The sequence below is a fragment of the Agaribacterium haliotis genome, from assembly GCF_002312815.1.
GTDB lineage: Bacteria > Pseudomonadota > Gammaproteobacteria > Pseudomonadales > Cellvibrionaceae > Agaribacterium > Agaribacterium haliotis.
In genome coordinates this window covers 205,883-223,384 of record NZ_NKQJ01000007.1, presented here as the reverse complement: position 1 = coordinate 223,384, position 17,502 = coordinate 205,883, and the positions used below count along the sequence as shown (strand labels likewise).

General features: G+C 50.7%; 13 protein-coding genes. 4 read left to right on the top strand and 9 right to left on the bottom strand.

Features of this window, described 5'->3' with window-relative positions; genetic code table 11:
- Positions 1 to 84: 84 nt before the first annotated feature.
- On the bottom strand, positions 85 to 891 hold the full coding sequence (locus tag CFK45_RS10165) for an SDR family oxidoreductase (protein ID WP_096086333.1): 807 nt from the start codon (positions 889 to 891) through the stop codon (positions 85 to 87).
- A gap of 137 nt (positions 892 to 1,028) precedes the next feature.
- On the opposite strand from CFK45_RS10165, the gene argS reads away from it, so the two are divergent.
- Complete coding sequence (argS, locus tag CFK45_RS10160) at positions 1,029 to 2,765, top strand: arginine--tRNA ligase (RefSeq protein WP_096086332.1); 1,737 nt, start codon at positions 1,029 to 1,031, stop codon at positions 2,763 to 2,765.
- A 78-nt stretch (positions 2,766 to 2,843) separates the two neighbouring features.
- Here the strand turns inward: argS and CFK45_RS10155 are convergent, their stop codons facing one another.
- A complete protein-coding gene (locus tag CFK45_RS10155) occupies positions 2,844 to 4,067 on the bottom strand; it encodes an HD-GYP domain-containing protein (protein WP_096086372.1) in 1,224 nt (407 codons plus the stop codon).
- Positions 4,068 to 4,143: 76 nt separating this feature from the next.
- Complete coding sequence (locus CFK45_RS10150) at positions 4,144 to 5,334, bottom strand: amino acid aminotransferase (RefSeq protein WP_096086331.1); 1,191 nt, start codon at positions 5,332 to 5,334, stop codon at positions 4,144 to 4,146.
- 90 nt (positions 5,335 to 5,424) lie between these two features.
- Here CFK45_RS10150 and CFK45_RS10145 point away from each other — a divergent pair, with 90 nt between their 5' ends.
- Entirely contained in the window at positions 5,425 to 5,889 is a 465-nt protein-coding gene (locus tag CFK45_RS10145) for an Lrp/AsnC family transcriptional regulator (RefSeq protein ID WP_096086371.1), read from the top strand.
- Between the two features lie 306 nt (positions 5,890 to 6,195).
- Here the strand turns inward: CFK45_RS10145 and CFK45_RS10140 are convergent, their stop codons facing one another.
- Both CFK45_RS10140 and pdxH read right to left on the bottom strand, forming a co-directional pair.
- Positions 6,196 to 7,176, bottom strand: coding sequence for an NAD(P)H-quinone oxidoreductase (locus CFK45_RS10140; protein WP_096086330.1), 981 nt, complete (start codon positions 7,174 to 7,176; stop codon positions 6,196 to 6,198).
- Positions 7,176 to 7,811: a pyridoxamine 5'-phosphate oxidase gene (gene pdxH, locus CFK45_RS10135; RefSeq protein WP_096086329.1), complete on the bottom strand. Its 636-nt coding sequence runs from the start codon at positions 7,809 to 7,811 to the stop codon at positions 7,176 to 7,178. Before pdxH ends, CFK45_RS10140 begins: the two co-directional genes overlap by 1 nt.
- Positions 7,812 to 7,925: 114 nt before the next feature.
- Here pdxH and mobA point away from each other — a divergent pair, with 114 nt between their 5' ends.
- Together mobA and CFK45_RS10125 are read left to right on the top strand one after the other, a co-directional pair.
- A complete protein-coding gene (mobA, locus tag CFK45_RS10130; protein WP_096086328.1) occupies positions 7,926 to 8,570 on the top strand; it encodes a molybdenum cofactor guanylyltransferase MobA in 645 nt (214 codons plus the stop codon).
- A complete protein-coding gene (locus CFK45_RS10125; protein WP_096086327.1) occupies positions 8,567 to 9,541 on the top strand; it encodes a hypothetical protein in 975 nt (324 codons plus the stop codon). Before mobA ends, CFK45_RS10125 begins: the two co-directional genes overlap by 4 nt.
- A 113-nt stretch (positions 9,542 to 9,654) precedes the next feature.
- Here the strand turns inward: CFK45_RS10125 and CFK45_RS10120 are convergent, their stop codons facing one another.
- The 4 genes from CFK45_RS10120 to CFK45_RS10100 all read right to left on the bottom strand — a co-directional run bounded on the left by CFK45_RS10120 (position 9,655) and on the right by CFK45_RS10100 (position 17,413).
- Positions 9,655 to 12,360: a cadherin-like beta sandwich domain-containing protein gene (locus CFK45_RS10120; protein ID WP_096086326.1), complete on the bottom strand. Its 2,706-nt coding sequence runs from the start codon at positions 12,358 to 12,360 to the stop codon at positions 9,655 to 9,657.
- Between the two features lie 234 nt (positions 12,361 to 12,594).
- The gene (locus CFK45_RS10110) at positions 12,595 to 12,966 is read right to left on the bottom strand and encodes a cupin domain-containing protein (protein ID WP_096086324.1); all 372 of its coding nucleotides are present in this window, start codon (positions 12,964 to 12,966) and stop codon (positions 12,595 to 12,597) included.
- A 227-nt stretch (positions 12,967 to 13,193) separates the two neighbouring features.
- Positions 13,194 to 15,557 carry a glycoside hydrolase family 2 protein gene (locus CFK45_RS10105; protein ID WP_096086323.1) on the bottom strand — a complete coding sequence of 788 codons (2,364 nt, stop codon included), beginning with the start codon at positions 15,555 to 15,557 and terminating at the stop codon, positions 13,194 to 13,196.
- Positions 15,558 to 15,961: 404 nt separating this feature from the next.
- Entirely contained in the window at positions 15,962 to 17,413 is a 1,452-nt protein-coding gene (locus CFK45_RS10100; protein ID WP_096086322.1) for an aldehyde dehydrogenase family protein, read from the bottom strand.
- Positions 17,414 to 17,502 lie beyond the last annotated feature (89 nt).

Here is a 17,502-nt window from a genome sequence, read left to right as displayed (position 1 = left end):
CTTGCAGGCCAATAAAGCGCCGCATTGTAACGCATCAATGCGGCAAATTGTGAGAAGCCCCCTTACGGAAAAAAGCGCGCGTATTCAGCGCTTGCCAGATGCAAGCGCCTGCTCAAGCACAGGCCCCAGGCTCGAGACCCCACCGAGGGACCAGCCACCATCGACGGGCAAAACCACACCATTGATAAAACTGGCCCAAGGCGAGCTTAAAAACAGACAAGCGTGAGCGATATCACTTGTTTGACCGAGGCGTTTAAGCGGCACACTCTGGCGCACCTGCTCACTTAACTCGGCGCTCGGCGCCAGGCGGCGCATGCCTTCGGTGCCATCAACAGGCCCCGGCATCACCGAGTTGACGCGCAGCCCCCGCCCGCCCCACTCGAGCGCAAGGCAGCGCGTCAACATATCTACGCCGGCTTTGGCTGCGCAAACATGGGCCTGGCCGGCCATCGCCAACTGAGCCTGCGGCGCACTGATATTGATAAGGCTGGCACCGGGCTGGGTTAGATACGGCTCAACAGCGCGCATTACGTGAAACGTTCCGAGCAGGTCGATGTCGACAACCGACTTAAAAGCGTTGCTCGACATGGCACTGGCCAGCGCCGGGAAGTTACCCGCAGCGCCGCTGACAACAACGTCAAACTTGCCAAAACGCTCAGCTGCCTCTGCCAGGCCACGCTCAAGCGCTTCCGGGTCTCGCACATCCGCGCAGAAGCCTGTGGCATCCGCGCCAAGCTCGCGCAAAGCCTTGACCGTTGCATCGACTTTATTGCGGTTGCGACTGGCAACAGCGAGCTTGGCTCCGGCGCTGGCAAAGGCCTCGGCAATTGCCCGGTTAATACCGCTGCTGCCCCCTATCACGACCACAACTTGGCCGGAAAAATCCCACATTGTGCTGTCCTTAATCCGTTAATAAATTTTGAGCTCAGCAGTGCAGTGTGAAAACAAAGGCTGCCATCGTAACAAACACGCTTGCATCATCAACGATGACCGTTAAAATCCACCGCTCGATAGACTGAGGATAGTTCATGAATATTCGTTCCCTGCTGCAAGAACGTGTGCGCGACGCAATGACCAAGGCCGGTGTTCCGGCTGAGTTTTCTGCCCACGTCGCGCCGAGTAAAAACGCTAAATTTGGCGACTACCAAGCCAACGGCGCAATGGCCGCAGCCAAAGCCATGCAGCAGAAACCTCGCGATCTTGCACAAAGCATCTGCGAGCAACTTGATCTTAGCGAGATCGCCAGCAAAGTCGAGATTGCCGGCCCCGGTTTTATCAATATCTATTTACAGCCCGCATGGCTGGCCAGCGCAGTCCAGCAAGCGGCAACGCACAACAAACTCGGTGTCGAAGCCTCAACTGACGAGCGGGTGGTGCTCGATTACAGCGGCCCCAACCTCGCAAAAGAAATGCATGTTGGCCACCTGCGTTCGACCATTATTGGCGATGCAACCGCGCGCATCCTCGAGTTTGTCGGTGCCGATGTCATCCGCCAAAACCACGTCGGTGACTGGGGTACGCAGTTTGGCATGCTGATAGCCGAGCTCGAAGACAAAATGGATGAAGGCGAGCAAGCCAGCCTCGCCCTGCAAGATCTTGAGTTATTTTATCAAGCGGCCAAAAAACGTTTTGACGCCGAATCCGAATTTGCCGACCGCGCGCGCGACTATGTTGTGAAGCTGCAAGCGGAGCAAGAGCACGTGTTAAAACTCTGGCAGCTGTTTCGAGATGTCAGCCTGAGCCACAGTGAAGCGATCTACGACAAACTCAATGTCAGCCTCACAGCAAAAGACATTCACGGTGAAAGTGCCTACAACGACGATCTGGCGGTGCTGGTAAAAGAGCTTCAAGACAAAGGCCTGGCCGTTGAAGACGACGGCGCTCAAGTTTGTTTTCTCGATGAACTGGCCGATAAAGAAGGCAATCCGAGCCCGGTTATTGTGCAAAAGAAAGACGGCGGCTACCTTTACGCCACCACCGATTTGGCCGCGCTTCGCTACCGCTGCGGCAAACTCGGCGCCAAGCGTATCCAGATTTTTACCGACGATCGCCAGAGCCTGCATATCAAACAGGTTTTCACCCTCGGCCGCAAAGCCGCTTTTGTCAGCGACGAGGTTAAGCTCGAGCACCGCGCCTTTGGCAAAATGCTCGGCAAAGACGGCAAACCTTTTAAAACCCGCAGCGGTGGCACCGTCAAGCTCGCGGAATTACTCGATGAAGCCATCGACAAAGCCGCCGAGGTAGTCAAAAGCAAAAACCCCGAGCTAAGTGATGCCGAAATGGCCCAGGTCAGCCAAAAAGTCGGCATCGGTGCGGTTAAATACGCAGATCTAAGCAAGACACGCACAAACGACTACGTCTTTGACTGGGAGAGCATGCTCAGCTTTGAAGGCAATACCGGCCCCTATCTGCAGTACGCCTATACCCGCATTGCCAGCATCTTTCGCAAGGCCGGGGTCGAGCTCGACAGCTTTGACGCCGCCATTGAACTCGATGCCGATAAGGAACAAGCGCTGGCTTTAAAACTGCTGCGTTTCTCTGAAGTCGCCGAGCAAGTTGTCGAAGACGCCTACCCACATGTACTTTGCAACTACCTGTACGAGCTCGCCAGTTTGTTTATGAGTTTTTATGAAGCCTGCCCAATCTTGAAAGAAGGCATTAGCAGCGAGCTTCGCGACTCGAGGCTCATGCTGAGCAAGGCCACCGCGCGCACCCTGGCCTGCGGTTTGGACCTGCTCGGCATTAAAGTCATGGATAAGATGTAAACGGCCGGCTATGTGCCGCAGACAAGACGCGGCACATATATTGTGCGCAAAACAGGTGTCGTTTAAGGCCCGTTGGACTCAGTATTTTAAGCTCAGGCCTTTGTCCTGGAAGTCTTTGATAAACAAACCAAAACTGCCATCGGGCCAGACCTGTTTAATCAAGTTTTGACGGCTCAGCTCGCCGCTCTCTATAAACGCCAGATCGAGTACTTTTTGCCTGTCGCGCTCGCGGCGGTTTTGATCGAGCAACAACAAAACTTTGGGCAGGTGGCGCCGATCCGGGTTGGCCTCAAACACAAAACCAATCTCGCCGGTATAAAGCTCAACCAGAGAGCCCGGCGGATACAAGCCAATGGTCTTGATAAACTCCAGCGCCAAATCCGCATCAAACTGAGAGCCGCGCCCGGCGTAAATTTCTTTTAAGGCGTCGGTACTGGTCATGGCCGGCGAATAACAGCGCTTCGCAGTCATCGCATCGTAGGCGTCAACAATGGAAATGATGCGCGCAAAACGCGCGATGCCCGCGCCTTTTAGCTTGCGCGGATAACCTGTGCCATCCATGCGCTCGTGGTGGCTGTAGGCAACATCAATCGACCCCGTATACACGTTTTTTGCCGCCAACAACAAATTGCGCCCGTGCACCGTGTGTGCCTTCATTAGGGCCATCTCTTTGTGAGTTAGCGAGGTGGGTTTGTTAAGTATTTCTTCCGGCACTCGCATTTTACCGACGTCGTGCAGCAGGCCACACAAACCAACTTTCTCCAACTCCTGTTCATCAAGGCCGAGCTGGCGACCAAACGCAACCGCCAATACACACACATTTAAACAGTGGTCCGATGTGTAAGTACTCTCTTCGCGGATCTTCGACAGCCACAGCATCGCGTCGGGATGGCGAATAATTGATTGCACCACATCATTGACCGTATCTTTGGCAAGCTCAGTATTAATCGAGCCGCCAAGGCGTATATCGTTCAACAGATCAAAGGTAATAGTGCGCGCGTGACGAAAGGTCTTATAGGCCTTTTTGTGCTCTTCTTGTAAGTCGCTCTGATACTGATAAGGCTGACTTCGCCCCTGGCTTGCCGTGCCGACATCGGAAGAGTGGCTATCGCCCTTGCGTTTATAGACTTCAGCATCGACCCAGACGTACTCACAGTACTCGGCGACAATGTCGATATCCTCAGGCTCTTCAATTAAAAAACCCTGCATAATAAACGGTGTATCGAGCCAGTCCCTGTCCAACTTAGTGACATACATGCCCAGCCTTAAATCGTGCACATGTATTTTTGTACTCTCTCGCATAGCGTTCATTACCCTGCTGTATGTTGCCGCCGACGCCGACCAGCTTCCTTTAGCTCCAGTATAGCGCCACGTTCAACTACAGCATGAGTTTTAGCGAGCTCACCAGGTGCGCCAAGTTGCCAGAATTTAGACCTGCCAGATTAATGCGGCTGCTGTCGGCCATATAAATGCCAAAGTCCTCAGCCAGGCGCTGAACCTGATCCGCATCTAAACCTAAGAAGCTGAACATGCCCTTTTCCGCCTCAATAAAGGCAAACCGGTCGTGCCCAAGTTCATCAGCCAAGCTTTGGCGCAGCTGCGAACGCAACGATTGAATACGCTCGCGCATTTGCGTTAACTCTGACAACCATTGCTGCGCTAAGGTTTCATCATCGAGAATCGCGGCGACCACACTAGCGCCGTGAGAAGGCGGCATTGAATACATGGCCCGGGTAATACTTGCCATATGACTAAAACAGGCCTGCGCCGATGCGGCGTTTTCGCTGATAACAAAAGCTGCGCCGACACGCTCGCGATACAGGCCAAAGTTTTTTGAACACGAAACGGCAATCAGCACCTCCGGCAGGCGCTCAACCGCGAGGCGAAGGCCATAGGCATCCTCATCAAGACCGTCACCAAAACCGAGATAAGCGACATCAATAAGTGGAACTAAGTTTTGTTGCTGACACAGCTCAATAACCTGCTGCCACTGCTGCTGATTTAGATCAGCGCCCGACGGATTGTGGCAACAGGCGTGCAACAGCAGAACATCGCCTGCCTGCGCCTGCTGCAGGTCACTCATCATGCCATCAAAGTCAAGACCGTGGCCGGCAAAGTCGTAGTAGCGATAATTGTTAATCTGCAGGCCCGCGCTGCCAAGCAGCGGCAAGTGGTTTGCCCAAGTCGGGTCACTGGCCCACAGGCGCGCTTTCTGATTGGCGCGGACAATGGTCTCGCCAAGCACACGCAGGGCACCACAGCCACCGGGTGTTTGCAGGCTCGCCACACGCGCCTGCAGCTTTGCAGACAAATCGCGGCCAAAAAGCAGCTCGGCCATCGCCGAGCAAAACTCAAGGTTGCCGGCCGGGCCGACGTAAGACTTGCTGCTCTCGCTCTGCAGCAACTGGCTCTCTGCAGCTTTAACGGCCGCCAGTACCGGCGTCTGCCCGCTGTCGTCGCGATAGACACCAACCCCCAAATCAATTTTTTCCGGGCGCGGGTCTTGAGCAAAACGCTTGATCAAACCAAGTAACGGGTCGGGGCTTAGGGTTGTAAGTTGCTCAAACATCTTTGTAAGTCTCGGCGGCTTCAGTAACATAGAGCGCAGCATTATACCGATAGCCAAGCCAAGATGACGACAGGGGCACAAAAAGCAAATATGTCTGAGCAACTTGACGATTACGACCTGAAAATTCTGCGCACTTTGCAACACAATGCCGATTATTCCATGAACGAGCTCGGCGATAAGATAGGCCTGAGTCACACCCCTTGCTGGCGCCGGGTAAAGCGGCTCGAAGAAGAGGGTTATATCAAACAAAAAATCAGCGTACTCGACGCAAAAAAGCTCAAGCTCAATGTCAGTGTGCACGCCTATATCAGCATTTTAAAACACGATGAGCAAAGCCTGTTGAGCTTTGAAAATTCCGTCAACAGCGTAGCGGAAATTGTCGAGTGCTACTCCATCACTGGCGATAAAGATTATTTGTTGCGCATTGTTGTCAGCAGTGTTGAAGCATATGAAAGTTTACTTAAAAAGACCTTGGTGCACTTACCCAACGTCGCATCAGTCAATTCCGTATTTGCCTTAAAGCAGGTTAAATACACCACCGAACTGCCAATTTAAGCGAGATAGCCCTGAGCTTCGAAGCCAACTTATCTGCAGGCAAAAAAAACCCGCAATAAATGCGGGTCAACTTTCAGCACATGGAATAACAACATCAAGTGGAAATGTAGCTCACTGTGTTCAGCAACGACTGTCACCGCTGCGGCAGCACAACTATCTGCAAACTTAATGTAGTTATAGACCAGTAATACTAAGGCGTTTGAAAGCCTTTGGAATATAAAAAGCGCCACACATTGGCTTTTCTAATATTGCCAACAAATACCGTGAATGGGCATCGCTTGTTTGCCCATCTAGTTAGGCAGCCTTTTAAGCCCTGTTAACGCGCAACACAATTTTGCCGCAGTGCTGGCCACTTTCTATTCGGCGGTGCGCTTGGGCCACCTGCTCAAGCTCGTACACAGAATCAATGTGCACATTAATTTGATTAATGTCGGGCCAGAGCTGAGTTTTTAGCTGCTCAGTGATCTGCGCTTTTTCGGCATTACTGCGAATTCGCAGTGTCGATCCGGTTAGACAAATACGCTTTAGCATCAAACGCATCAAGTTGAGCTCGACAAACGCGCCGTGCTGAAAAGCGATTTGAACTATGCGCGCCTTATCGTCAGCGCAATTTATATGCTGCTGCAAATAGTTGCCACCACAGTGATCGAGCACAACATCAAAACGCGCGCCCGGCAAATGTGTTTTGCAAAACTGCTCCGGGCCTTGTTCACGGTAGTTCATCACCCACTCGGCGCCCAGCTCAAAACAAAAAGCGATTTTCTGCTCATCACCTGCGCTAAGCGCCAGGCGCGCGCCCCGCCAGCGGGCAAGCTGCGCGGCAATATGACCGAGCCCTCCTGCGCCGCCGTGAATCAAGATGCGCTCGTTAGCTTTAAGCCCAACCATCTGTATCAGGTTCAGCCAAGACGTATAGAGCGCCTCCGGCAGCGCCGCTGCCTCAGCCATGGTCATATGAGCCGGCCGCGGCAGTATCTGACCTGCCGGTACACAGACGTATTCTGCGTAAGCGCCGCCATTACACAGCGCACAGACCTGCTGCCCCAACCAGTGCTCAGCAACATCTGAAGCAATGGCAACAACCTCGCCGGAAACCTCGAGCCCAAGCCGCGGCTCGTGATGTTTGGGCGGTGGGTAGCCACCTTGGCGCTGCAAAATATCCGGGCGGTTGATGCCCGCATAGGCTACTTTGATCAACACATGCCCAGGGCCGGGGTTCGGCACAGCGAGCTCGGCCAAGCTCAGTTGTTCCGCGTTGCCGGGCGCATCAACAACAACCGCTTTCATTACGGCGCCAGGCGCTCAATCTGCCAAACATCGTTACGCAGGCGATATTCAAAACGGTCGTGAAGTCGGTTCTCTCGCCCCTGCCAAAACTCAAGCAAGCTCGCCGTTACCCGATAGCCGCCCCAGAAGTCAGGCAGCGGCACCTCGCCAGAGGCGAACTTGCGTTTCATCGCATCAAACTGGGAGAGCAAAAATTGCCGGGAATTAATACGGTGGCTCTGCTGAGAAGCCCAGGCCGCCAACTGACTTTCTCTCGGCCGACTCAAAAAATAACGCAGCGATTCAGCATGGCTAATTTTTTCAGCCCTCCCCTGAATTTTCACCTGCCTTTCCATACTGTGCCACGGAAAGTGCATACATACCTGCGGGTTTTGCTCGAGATCCCGAGCTTTGGTACTGGAGTAATTAGTGAAAAACACAAAACCTTGTTGATCGAAGTGCTTAAGCAAAACAATACGTTGACTCGGCCAACCGTGCTCGTCGACCGTCGCCAGGGTCATCGCTGTTGGGTCTTTCAAACCCGCATCGATGGCCTGCTTCATCCACAGTTCAAATTGGGCGATGGGCTCGTCGCTGAGCTGTTCACGATTTAAGCCCTCGGCCATATAATCGCGCCTGATATTCTCTAATTCCATAACACTCACTTAATTTAGGGAACAGTCTTGAACCACAACTTTAGGGAGCAGTCTTGAACCAAAACTTTAGGCAACAGTCTTGAGCCAAAACTAAAGCCGCTTTACTCTTGGGGCATGACTACTCGCTATTCTAACACCGCAACCGCTGCGGTCATTCTCGCCGGCGGTGAAGCGCGGCGCATGCGCGGTGCCGATAAAGCCCTGTGCCAGCTCGCAGGCTCCAGCCTGCTGCACAGAACCCAAAAACGATTAAGCGCCCAGCTGGACTCAGTTTTCCTTAGTGTGCACAACCAGCGCCAGAGCTATCCGGAAACAGGCCTGCCAAATATTCTCGACCCGTGGCAAAAGCGCCTCGGCCCACTCGCGGGTATCTACAGTGCAATGTGCCATGTTCGCGAATACCACCCTCAGCTTCACCATATATTAAGCTGCCCTGTCGATTGCCCGTTTGTTCCGCTCGACTTAGCAGAACAGCTGGGCAAACACGCCAACGAGCACCAAAGCCCTGTAAGCTACGCAAGTTTTCACGGCAGAGATCACTATCTCTGCGCACTTTGGTCCGTCGAGCTGTGCGACAAACTGGAACTTAGCTTAAAATCCGGGCAACTAGCTGTTGGAAAATTTATCCGCACATATGGCGGTAGCGGCGTTGAGTTTAACAGCCAAGACGCAGGCGCTTTCACAAATATCAACAGCCCTGAAGACCTCAATCAAGCCGAAGCGCAACTGCGCCAAACGGACAGCAAAGATAGTATATGAGCGTTAAAATCAAACGCGTTGCCAAATCAAAACTTGTGAAGACAAGCAAGCTGCTGACCACACTGCTTGCTTTGCAAAGCCAAACCACAAGCGCTGCCAGCTGTGAACAACAAGCAAAAAGTCAGCTTGAACACGCCTATTGCCAAGTTCAAGCTCAAAACACAAATAGCAGTTTACCGAGCCTTCAGGACTTTAAGAAAAACTCTGAGCAGGTTCAGTATCTGCTGTTAAAACGTGACGCCAGGCGCCTTGGTATCGAGTTAGTGAAACCGGCGTTAACAAAAACATCGAGCACAGGCCAGTATAAGAACAACACAAAGCGCACCGCTGCAAGCTCAAGCTTTTCCTCTGCATCTAGCTCTGCAGCGCCTTTAACTACACCTTCCTCAGCGCGTTCGGGCCAACCAGCCCCAGAACAGCTTATTGTTAACCGGCACCGGAATAACAAATTACAAGACAAGCAAGAGCACAACAAAAAGTACCGCCAACAAACATCAACGCTCGAACACTGCAAACTTAACGAAGCGCAAATCCGATGCCCAGACGCTCGCTTTCAGTTACTAAGCAACCAAAAAAATAAACAATTAAAAGCCGACGCTTTTTCAGCCGGCAACCAGCTGATTTTCCCCGCGCGCCACTCATCCAGCTATCAACAGGCTACGGACCATCAGTACCTAAGCGATATCTATCCGCACTATATTGACAAGATGCTGATGATTGGCCTGGCGGATTCGACCATGTCTTTTACCAAGTTTGCAATGGTTTATGGGCAAAGCAAACAAGACAAACAGGACTTTGTCGAACGATTTCAATACATGTACAACAAGTTAAAAATCGAAAAAAGTCAAAACGGCGTGAAAGCGCGCTATAGAAATAATCACCCTCAATCTATAGCGCAGTGCATGATGCTCGGTGAAAAGCTGGTTGTATGTGACGATGTTAAGCAAAATTGGGTGTATAAACAGCTATAACAAAGCTCATTGAGAAACAACTAAGCACCATTATCCCTCTTAACTTCTCGCACCATAACACCTCGCACCACAGGTACAAGGTGCAGAATGTGTTCTATGCCCTGAGTTCATCTTTAGTCGTCTAACTGGATAAGTTCAAAAACCTGCTGGGTGCCATTAATGTCACGCGAGATAAAACCCATTGGGTATTCCGTATCATAAGCCCTATAAGCGTCATCTTCATTACCGGTAGAATTGAGTACCGGGTCAACCATACTGAACACATAGTCACTACTAAATTTATTAGCAAACACGACCTCAGTTGAGGAAACTGATCGCATACTCCAAAACAAGAAGCTGGCACGCTCAAGGTCAGTCCTGCTGTCCGGGAAATAACCTAAAGGATCGGTGCCCGAAACACTACTTGTAAAAAAGCCTCCACCGATGGGCCCCACTTTGCGCTCCAACTCTGAGGCATTGCGAATCAAAATAGAGCCGTCAGCTTGAGAATCTAAAAGCCACTTCTGAGATGTTTGAACACTGCTCTGCTCATCACACTCCACAGAACTAACTATCGGAGCTGTGCCGGTAACGCTACCATTTTTATCAAGTGTATTCACAACACTGTAAGCAAGACATAACTCCTTGTTTTGAAGCTCCTCTTGATCATCAGTGTAAAAGTAAGTCCATTTCAATTGAAAATAAGGCGCAGCTTCCTGCTCTACAATGGCAGCACCGCTATATGTAACCGAAGCCTCATCTTCCCGAGTATTATCGGCGACAATAACCCGCTCAGCATTTTCTGTTGCGTGCACAATATCAGTTTCAGCACCACTAAGATTAAAATAGCTACTAAAAATACTATTCCCCTTACCCCAAGCAGGATCAGCACTATCAACAATCACCGCCGCGGTTAACTCATTCGTATCGGAGCTAAAAACAGCGCTGTTGTGCAAACTGTTATCATTACCTTTGATAAGCACGATCCCGGCCTGCTCGGCTGCTTGGGCATCGGCACTTGCATCGGCCACAAGGTTTATCAAGCGATTACCACTGACGCCCTCTTTAATATCTATCAGCTCGCCATAAACAGGTGGGTTTATTATTATTTCACCAAAGAAATTATTGTCGTTAGAGGCATTTAATTCTCCCCATGTATCCGGATTTGAGCCAACAACAATCGCCTCACCTTGATCCTGCCCCGCAATAGCATCGAGGCCAATATTGCTCAAATTAATACGGTTGATGCTGTTGTTCGATGACCCGTTCTGAAACACCATTCCACGAGTTGCCATAGTGTCAATGGTTAAATTGGATAGCTGGCTATTGTTCAACCCATCTGCAACTAAGCCAACCCCACCACCTGTTAATCTCAAACCGCTAACAGCCCAGTGATCTCCACTTAATTTCAATACCGTAGCATCGCTACCATTAGCCTGGCTCAACGTCGCAGCAACCCCCCGTAATACGATTGGCTGCTCTTCCGTACCAGAAGCCGCAGAACTAAATACAGTTTTATTACCATCTGTCTCAATTCCTTCACCAGAAATAGCACCGATAGCAATAATCTCTTGGTTGGGCATTGCATTTTCTAATGCGTTATTTAGCTCAGCCGCGCTCTCAGCATAAACCCATGTGTTCGGGGTACGAACTACCTGAACAAAATAATGGACAATATAGTCACCGTCAGAATCAGCGGCCAAACTAATACCAAGAACATCATTTGAACCGACCTCTATATCATCCAGCCGATATAACTCTGCTTGATTCCACTCTTGAGGGTCCACTAACGTTACAAAGTTGGTACTTCCAACAGTTTTACTTGCGAGCTCCTGACTAACCATGAGAACGCGGCTAGGATCTATCGCCGCCGCCCTTAAATCAAGCTCAGTTTGCCCTTCGTTGACTCGAACAGCATAAGTGCTCCCCATGCAATAAAAACCGCTAGAGAAAGCCGGTTCACCGGATAAACGAGATGTCAAACTGCGGTATGCAGAAATATCAATATCAGGAATATTGTCACCGGTCAGCACATCTAAAAAACCCAAGTCAGATAAAAAATTATTACCTGAAAGATCATCACCAGCTTCGGCGCGAGTAACGGTAAAACGATAATCTTTTATCTCACTCTCGTCTTCAGACTCTACGCTAATGGTAAATGTGTTTACGCCAACCTCAAGGTTGTAATAAACCGGCGAACCACTGGCTGCAAGCACACCGTCAACCGTGATAGAAGCATAACGATCCAATTTAAAAGGAATAATACCCAGCGAGCACAAAGAAAAAGGTGCATCCAACTCATATTCAGTTGTATCGGGATCAAAATCACTATTGGTGTCCCAACCAAGAACATTCGAGCTCGTATTAAAGTCGTCAAAGGTGACCGCGCCCAAATCGGCAACGTCACTTAACAAATGAACATTCACTCGATACTCAATAAACTGCTTACCATCGTCGCCAAGCACTTTAATGTTCAGCAGGTTATCGCCCTTATCAATATCGAACGAAAGAGGTGTTCCGGGTGTTACGCTTTGCAACTGCTGGCCAAGCCCTCCGGAGACCGAGCGGTAGGCGACTATCTCGAGCCCCTCACCAAAAGCTTCTCCGATAACAAGCTCAACCGAGTCAGTGTCCGCTGGCAGCACTTCACTTAAATTATAGGGCCCTACATTGTCGGGGTCATAAGCAGGGCTTAGCTCATAGCCAGTAACAGCTATGCTTTTCAGGCGCAGATCTTCCGTTACCGAAGATTTGCCTTCGAGGTCTTTGGTACCTTCACAGGCAAGCAGGAACAGAGTGCTAAAAATAAGAAAACCAAGGGCCGGGAGGCGTTTATACATCGCTGACTATCCGCTGTTTTATACTTATGCGCTTTGAATTGGGGCAAAGCCTAGAAGCGCCACTTAAATGGGCAGTCACGGTACAGGTTATCAGCTACTTAGTAAAGATGGAGGGAACGTCTGAAGCCTTGCTGCCAAGACCTCAGACAGGCCCCGGGCAACAAGGTTCCCGAGGCCTTAAAAGCATAGAAATTATGCTTGGCGACTTAGTTTCCTAGCTTAAGTAAGCCAACCCTAAGCCTGCTTAACAAACAACAGGCGGCTCTCATTGCCATCGCCAAGCCAACCGTGCGGGGTGTTGGCTTCAAAAGTAATAAAGTCACCAGCCTCGTAAGCCATGCCTTCAGTTTTAACATTCTCAGCCGTGCCAGCAAATAAAGTACCGGCTCCACTGACAACATAGGCCAACCACTGATCTTCTGAGGCATGGATGTCGAATTCTGCTGCGCCCTCTTCGAGCTTGAGCACAAACATAAACACGCCCGACGCCTCAAGCCCCGCACCACTCCATCCTTCCGGGAAGTCTGCTGAACTAAATTCAGGGGCATTCTGCTGAGCCAGAACACTCGCCCCGGCGTTTTCACTCATAACAATATGCTTAGCCATCTTGGCCTCCTTATTCTTCTATTTCTCAACCTATTCAATTAAGCGCTAAAGAGGATTAGCACATCGCTCAACAGGTGGGTTGCGGTGAAGCCTTTCAGGACCCTCTGCGCCAAGGAAGGCGCGGCGGAGCCCCCAGGGAAGGGTTTACGGCGAGTCCTGAAAGGCTTCACCGCAACCCACCCCGCGCAGAACCGGGGAGTACCCTCCCCCAGCACTACAATTACCACTTAGTCCATATCCCACATTTCCGGGAAGAAGCGATAGATACTGTGGCCGCACTTGTAGAACTTCTCCAGTGCGCCATTTAAGTACTCAATGCTCTTCGCTTTGGCTTCATCCTGATCGCCAACCAACAGGGTGTAGTGGTTGTTGCTCAGCTCGTTGCCGTCTTTGTCTTTCAGACTCAGAGCGACTTCGAAAGTGCCTTCAGCATCGGCAGGCAAGGTCCAGCTCAGGTCGCTGAACTTCTTCGCACTGTCGGTTTCAACGTCGGCGGCAACACTGCCCTCTTTCTGAACCGCGCCGTCTTTCAGCACTTGCCAGTCGAGAGTCAAGCCGTCGAAGCCGTACTGACGGTCATTGAGAATCCACAGATCTGCAGTGAATTCAGAACCGGCATTCCAGCGACGCTTGGCGAAATGCAAACTAGGCAACAGCGGCTCGTAGGTGCGCTTCAGCCAGTCAAAGGCAATCTTCTTCTCACCGTAATAATCAACCACACCCCACTTGATGTCAGGCACGTGGGTGATGAAGTGACAGAGACTGACACCACTCATGCGGCCTTTGCGGCGGCGATAGGTTTCCAGAGCAAACTGAATAACTGTCGCCTGAGCCATCTGGGTCGCTTCAACAAACTCTTCCAGTGAACCCATTTTGTAGTCGCCAAAGACTTCGTAGTTCAGGTTGATCAGAATGTCGATATCCGCCCAATGGTAAGCCCAGCTTGGACCCATTGGCCACAACTCGTCTTCCGGGATGAACTTCTTCAGGCTCGGAATGCTCGGCGCAGACGCAGCAGTCAGTTCAGGGATGATGCAGACGTCGAGTGAAGGATAGTACTCCTCCATAAATTCGAGACCGCCCTGATAATAGTGCTCGTTTGCGTGCACACTCTCGTGCGCTTTAAAGCCGATATTCTGCGCACTCTGAGAGCTCAGCGGTGACGCCAGGCCATAAGGCACATTGGTGTACTCGGCAACGGTGTCACCAATCACTTCCATCAGCTTCTTGTTACCACTGCGCTCGTGCGCACCGGAGAAAAACACTTCCTCACCGCCCATCCAGAAAATGTTCGACGGGTGGTTGCGACGCTCTTTTACAGTCGCCACACACTCGTGCAGTACGCCATCGATAAACTCCTGGTCTTCAGGGTAAGCTTGGGTCGCCAGAGTGAAGTTGGTCCACACGGTGATACCGAGCTCATCACAAATGCGATAGAAGTCAGGGATCTCAGGTGGATGCCAGCCGAAGATACGCAGGTTGTTGATATTGGCTTCTTTGACCATCGCCAAACGATCTTCGTACTTCTTCAAGTTGTTGCGACCGTAGAAGAAACTAGGCTGCCCCCCCCAGCACGCCGAGCGCAGGAAGTGGCGCTTGCCGTTGATCATAAAGGTCCACGGGAATTCCGCTTCTTCGCGGGTAAATTCTTCGTTGAAAGCCATGCTTACTTCACGCAGGCCAATCACCTCAGAAGCGGAATCGAGTTCAGCGCCCTCTTTTTCAAGCTTACCGCTGAGTTCATACAGGTTCTGATCCCCCATATCCCACGGCCACCAGAGTTTGGCGTCGGCGACAACCACGGTTGTACTCACCTGATTCAGGCCCGGCTCAACCACAACTTCCTGGCTCTGGTTAAATTCGTGAGTCTCACAGTTGTGGCCTTTGAGCAAAGTACTCAACTGCACTTTTTGGCTATCGTTGGTATGGTTGAAAATATCGTAAGTCACCTCAACAGTGGCTTTATCTTCAGCCTGTACAGTCACATCTGAACGGATGCTGTCGATGCGCACCAGCTCGGTAGCTTCAAGGCGCACTGGCCGCCAGATACCAAACGGCACAAGCCCAGAGAAGTAGTCACCACTGAAGTTCACCTTTTTACCGCCGCAGTTGCGATAGTTTTTCGGTGGAGGGTTCAGTTTAACCATCAGCATGTTGGAACCGTCGCGCCAGTCTTCCCAGCTTGCAACGTCGGTAATATCAAATTCAAATGCGCTGAACATACCTTCGTGGCTGCCGAGCTTGGTGCCGTTTAACCAAACGTCACAGCTGTAGTCGACACCTTCAAAAATCAGGCGAATTTTTTTGCCTTTCATTTCTTCAGGCACAGCAAAACGCAAGCTGTACCACCACTCGTATTCAGCCACCCATTTTGCACGGTGCATATTGCGGCCAAACAGAGGGTCGGAAATTTCATTGGCCATAGTCAGATCGGTATAAACATCACCGGGGACTTTGGCAAAGTTCCAACTAAAATGCGTACCTTGGTATTCGGAAGGCAGCAGGTGCAAACCTTCAATTTCACCTTGACCAGGGCGCATGCGCTCCATTTGCCAACGAGTACCACTTAAACTATGTGTGATGCGAGACATATGTTTTTCACCTCAATACTAAGCCCTGAACATGGCGGGCTTAAAACCAAATTAAATTCTTTTAAAAGTCTTTTATATCGTGCTTCGGGGCGTTTCGGCACAAGCTTTCTGGACACGCTGTGAATACTTCCCTGTACGCTCAGCCGCCGCATCCATGCGGCAGATGGTCCATAAAGCTTGTGCCGAAACACCTTCTGTACGCAGTGCCAAGTCAAACCAATATAGAATTAATAAAATTCAAACTGAGCCCATTTAGACTTGGCATGATGTACAAAGGCTGGGCTTGGGCAAGTCTGATGGGAACTCTCTGTCGCATGGATGCGGCGGCGAAGCCTACACGGACGTATTCACGGCGTGTCCCAGCAGGCTTGACCAAGCCCTGCCCCAGCACGATCTATATCTAATTAGTCGTAACTAAAATAAATTGCGCGTTTTTGCAGGTAGTTTTCGATACCGTAAACGCCATCTTCACCACCTGTACCACTGGTTTTATGGCCACTGTGGTAACCCTGGATGTAACCGCAAATCATCTTGTTCACAAACACCGTACCAACCTGCATATGGTTGATGGCATGGAAAATAGTTTTTACATTTTGAGTAAAAATATACGACGACAGCGCATCTTCACGATCATTACAAATATCGAGCGCTTCTTCGTAATTCTTCACCGTAATAATCGGCATAATTGGGCCAAAGATTTCCTGAGCAGCCAGAGGCATGTCGCGCTTAACACCGCTGACAACCGTTGGTTTGTACCAGTGGCCTTTTTCAAATTCAGCGCCTTCTGGGCGGCCGCCGCCAACTTCAACTTTTGCTCCCATCGCAACACTGTCTTCAAGCAACTTGTGAATGCGAGAAATAGAAGCGCCGGTTACGCTTGGGCCCATATTGAAATCAGCCATTGGATCGCCGTAGGTGATTTGCTTGGTACGCTCGACTACACGGCGGGTAAATTCTTCGGCAATACCCTCTTCAACCAGTACCAACTCATTACAAATACACACTTGGCCAGAATTGGCATAGCGGCTGATAACTGCAGCTTCGACGGCTTTATCGAGATCCGCATCGTTAAGTACGATGAAGTTCGCCTTACCACCGAGTTCAAGTACCAGGCCGGCAACGTTATCGGCGGCCGCTTTAAAAATAGCTTTACCAGCAGGTGTTGAACCAGTCAGGCTGATCAGGCGTGTTGTCGGGCTTTTCACCAACGCGGCGCTGGTTTCTATGCCTTTGCCACTAATTAAATTAATAACCCCTTTTGGTAAACCAACTTCTTCAACGACTTTACAGAACTCAGAAGCAGTTACCGGAGTTGCCTCATGAGCTTTTAAAATCATGGTATTGCCGGTAACCAACGCGGGGCCAATTTTGCGACCGATCAGTGCCAGCGGATAGTTGTAAGCACAAAGGCCCAGTGTTACACCATAGGGAACTTTTTGAATCCACAACTGCTCATTTGCTTGATCGCTTGGGAAAATATTACCTTCAATGCGCCGTGCAGCTTCGGCAGAATACGTCAAATAATTCAGGGTATCGTCAAATTCGCCGTAGGCTTCAGGCAAAGTTTTACCCTGCTCCTGAACTAACAATTTGGCAAAGTGATCGCGCTTGGGCTTTAAAGCCTCAACGATTTTCATCAGCCAGCGACCGCGCTCAATTGCCGGCGTGTTTTGCCAGGCAAGTTGAGCCGCTTGCGAACTTGCCAGCGCTTTTTGAACATCGTCGACAGTACAGTCTGGAACCGTTGCCCACACTTCTTCGTTCGCGGGGTTCTCAACGTCAAACTTTGCACCCGACGAGGACTCAACCCATTCGCCGTCAATGTAACAAGGGTAGTGCTTGATATCAGTTGCCATTAGTTAAGTCCTCTTAGCAAATATCTTATTTGTTTAATTGTTGCTTCGTAGTTGGTTCGGGTGAAGCCGTGAGCTGTATTCTCAGACAC

What these genes read in the sequence shown, in the direction of transcription:
- CFK45_RS10165 (WP_096086333.1), bottom strand. Translation starts at nt 891, where the DNA reads ATGTGGGATTTTTCCGGCCAAGTTGTGGTCGTGATAGGGGGCAGCAGC.
- argS (WP_096086332.1), top strand. Translation starts at nt 1,029, where the DNA reads ATGAATATTCGTTCCCTGCTGCAAGAACGTGTGCGCGACGCAATGACC.
- CFK45_RS10155 (WP_096086372.1), bottom strand. Translation starts at nt 4,067, where the DNA reads ATGCGAGAGAGTACAAAAATACATGTGCACGATTTAAGGCTGGGCATG.
- CFK45_RS10150 (WP_096086331.1), bottom strand. Translation starts at nt 5,334, where the DNA reads ATGTTTGAGCAACTTACAACCCTAAGCCCCGACCCGTTACTTGGTTTG.
- CFK45_RS10145 (WP_096086371.1), top strand. Translation starts at nt 5,425, where the DNA reads ATGTCTGAGCAACTTGACGATTACGACCTGAAAATTCTGCGCACTTTG.
- CFK45_RS10140 (WP_096086330.1), bottom strand. Translation starts at nt 7,176, where the DNA reads ATGAAAGCGGTTGTTGTTGATGCGCCCGGCAACGCGGAACAACTGAGC.
- pdxH (WP_096086329.1), bottom strand. Translation starts at nt 7,811, where the DNA reads ATGGAATTAGAGAATATCAGGCGCGATTATATGGCCGAGGGCTTAAAT.
- mobA (WP_096086328.1), top strand. Translation starts at nt 7,926, where the DNA reads ATGACTACTCGCTATTCTAACACCGCAACCGCTGCGGTCATTCTCGCC.
- CFK45_RS10125 (WP_096086327.1), top strand. Translation starts at nt 8,567, where the DNA reads ATGAGCGTTAAAATCAAACGCGTTGCCAAATCAAAACTTGTGAAGACA.
- CFK45_RS10120 (WP_096086326.1), bottom strand. Translation starts at nt 12,360, where the DNA reads ATGTATAAACGCCTCCCGGCCCTTGGTTTTCTTATTTTTAGCACTCTG.
- CFK45_RS10110 (WP_096086324.1), bottom strand. Translation starts at nt 12,966, where the DNA reads ATGGCTAAGCATATTGTTATGAGTGAAAACGCCGGGGCGAGTGTTCTG.
- CFK45_RS10105 (WP_096086323.1), bottom strand. Translation starts at nt 15,557, where the DNA reads ATGTCTCGCATCACACATAGTTTAAGTGGTACTCGTTGGCAAATGGAG.
- CFK45_RS10100 (WP_096086322.1), bottom strand. Translation starts at nt 17,413, where the DNA reads ATGGCAACTGATATCAAGCACTACCCTTGTTACATTGACGGCGAATGG.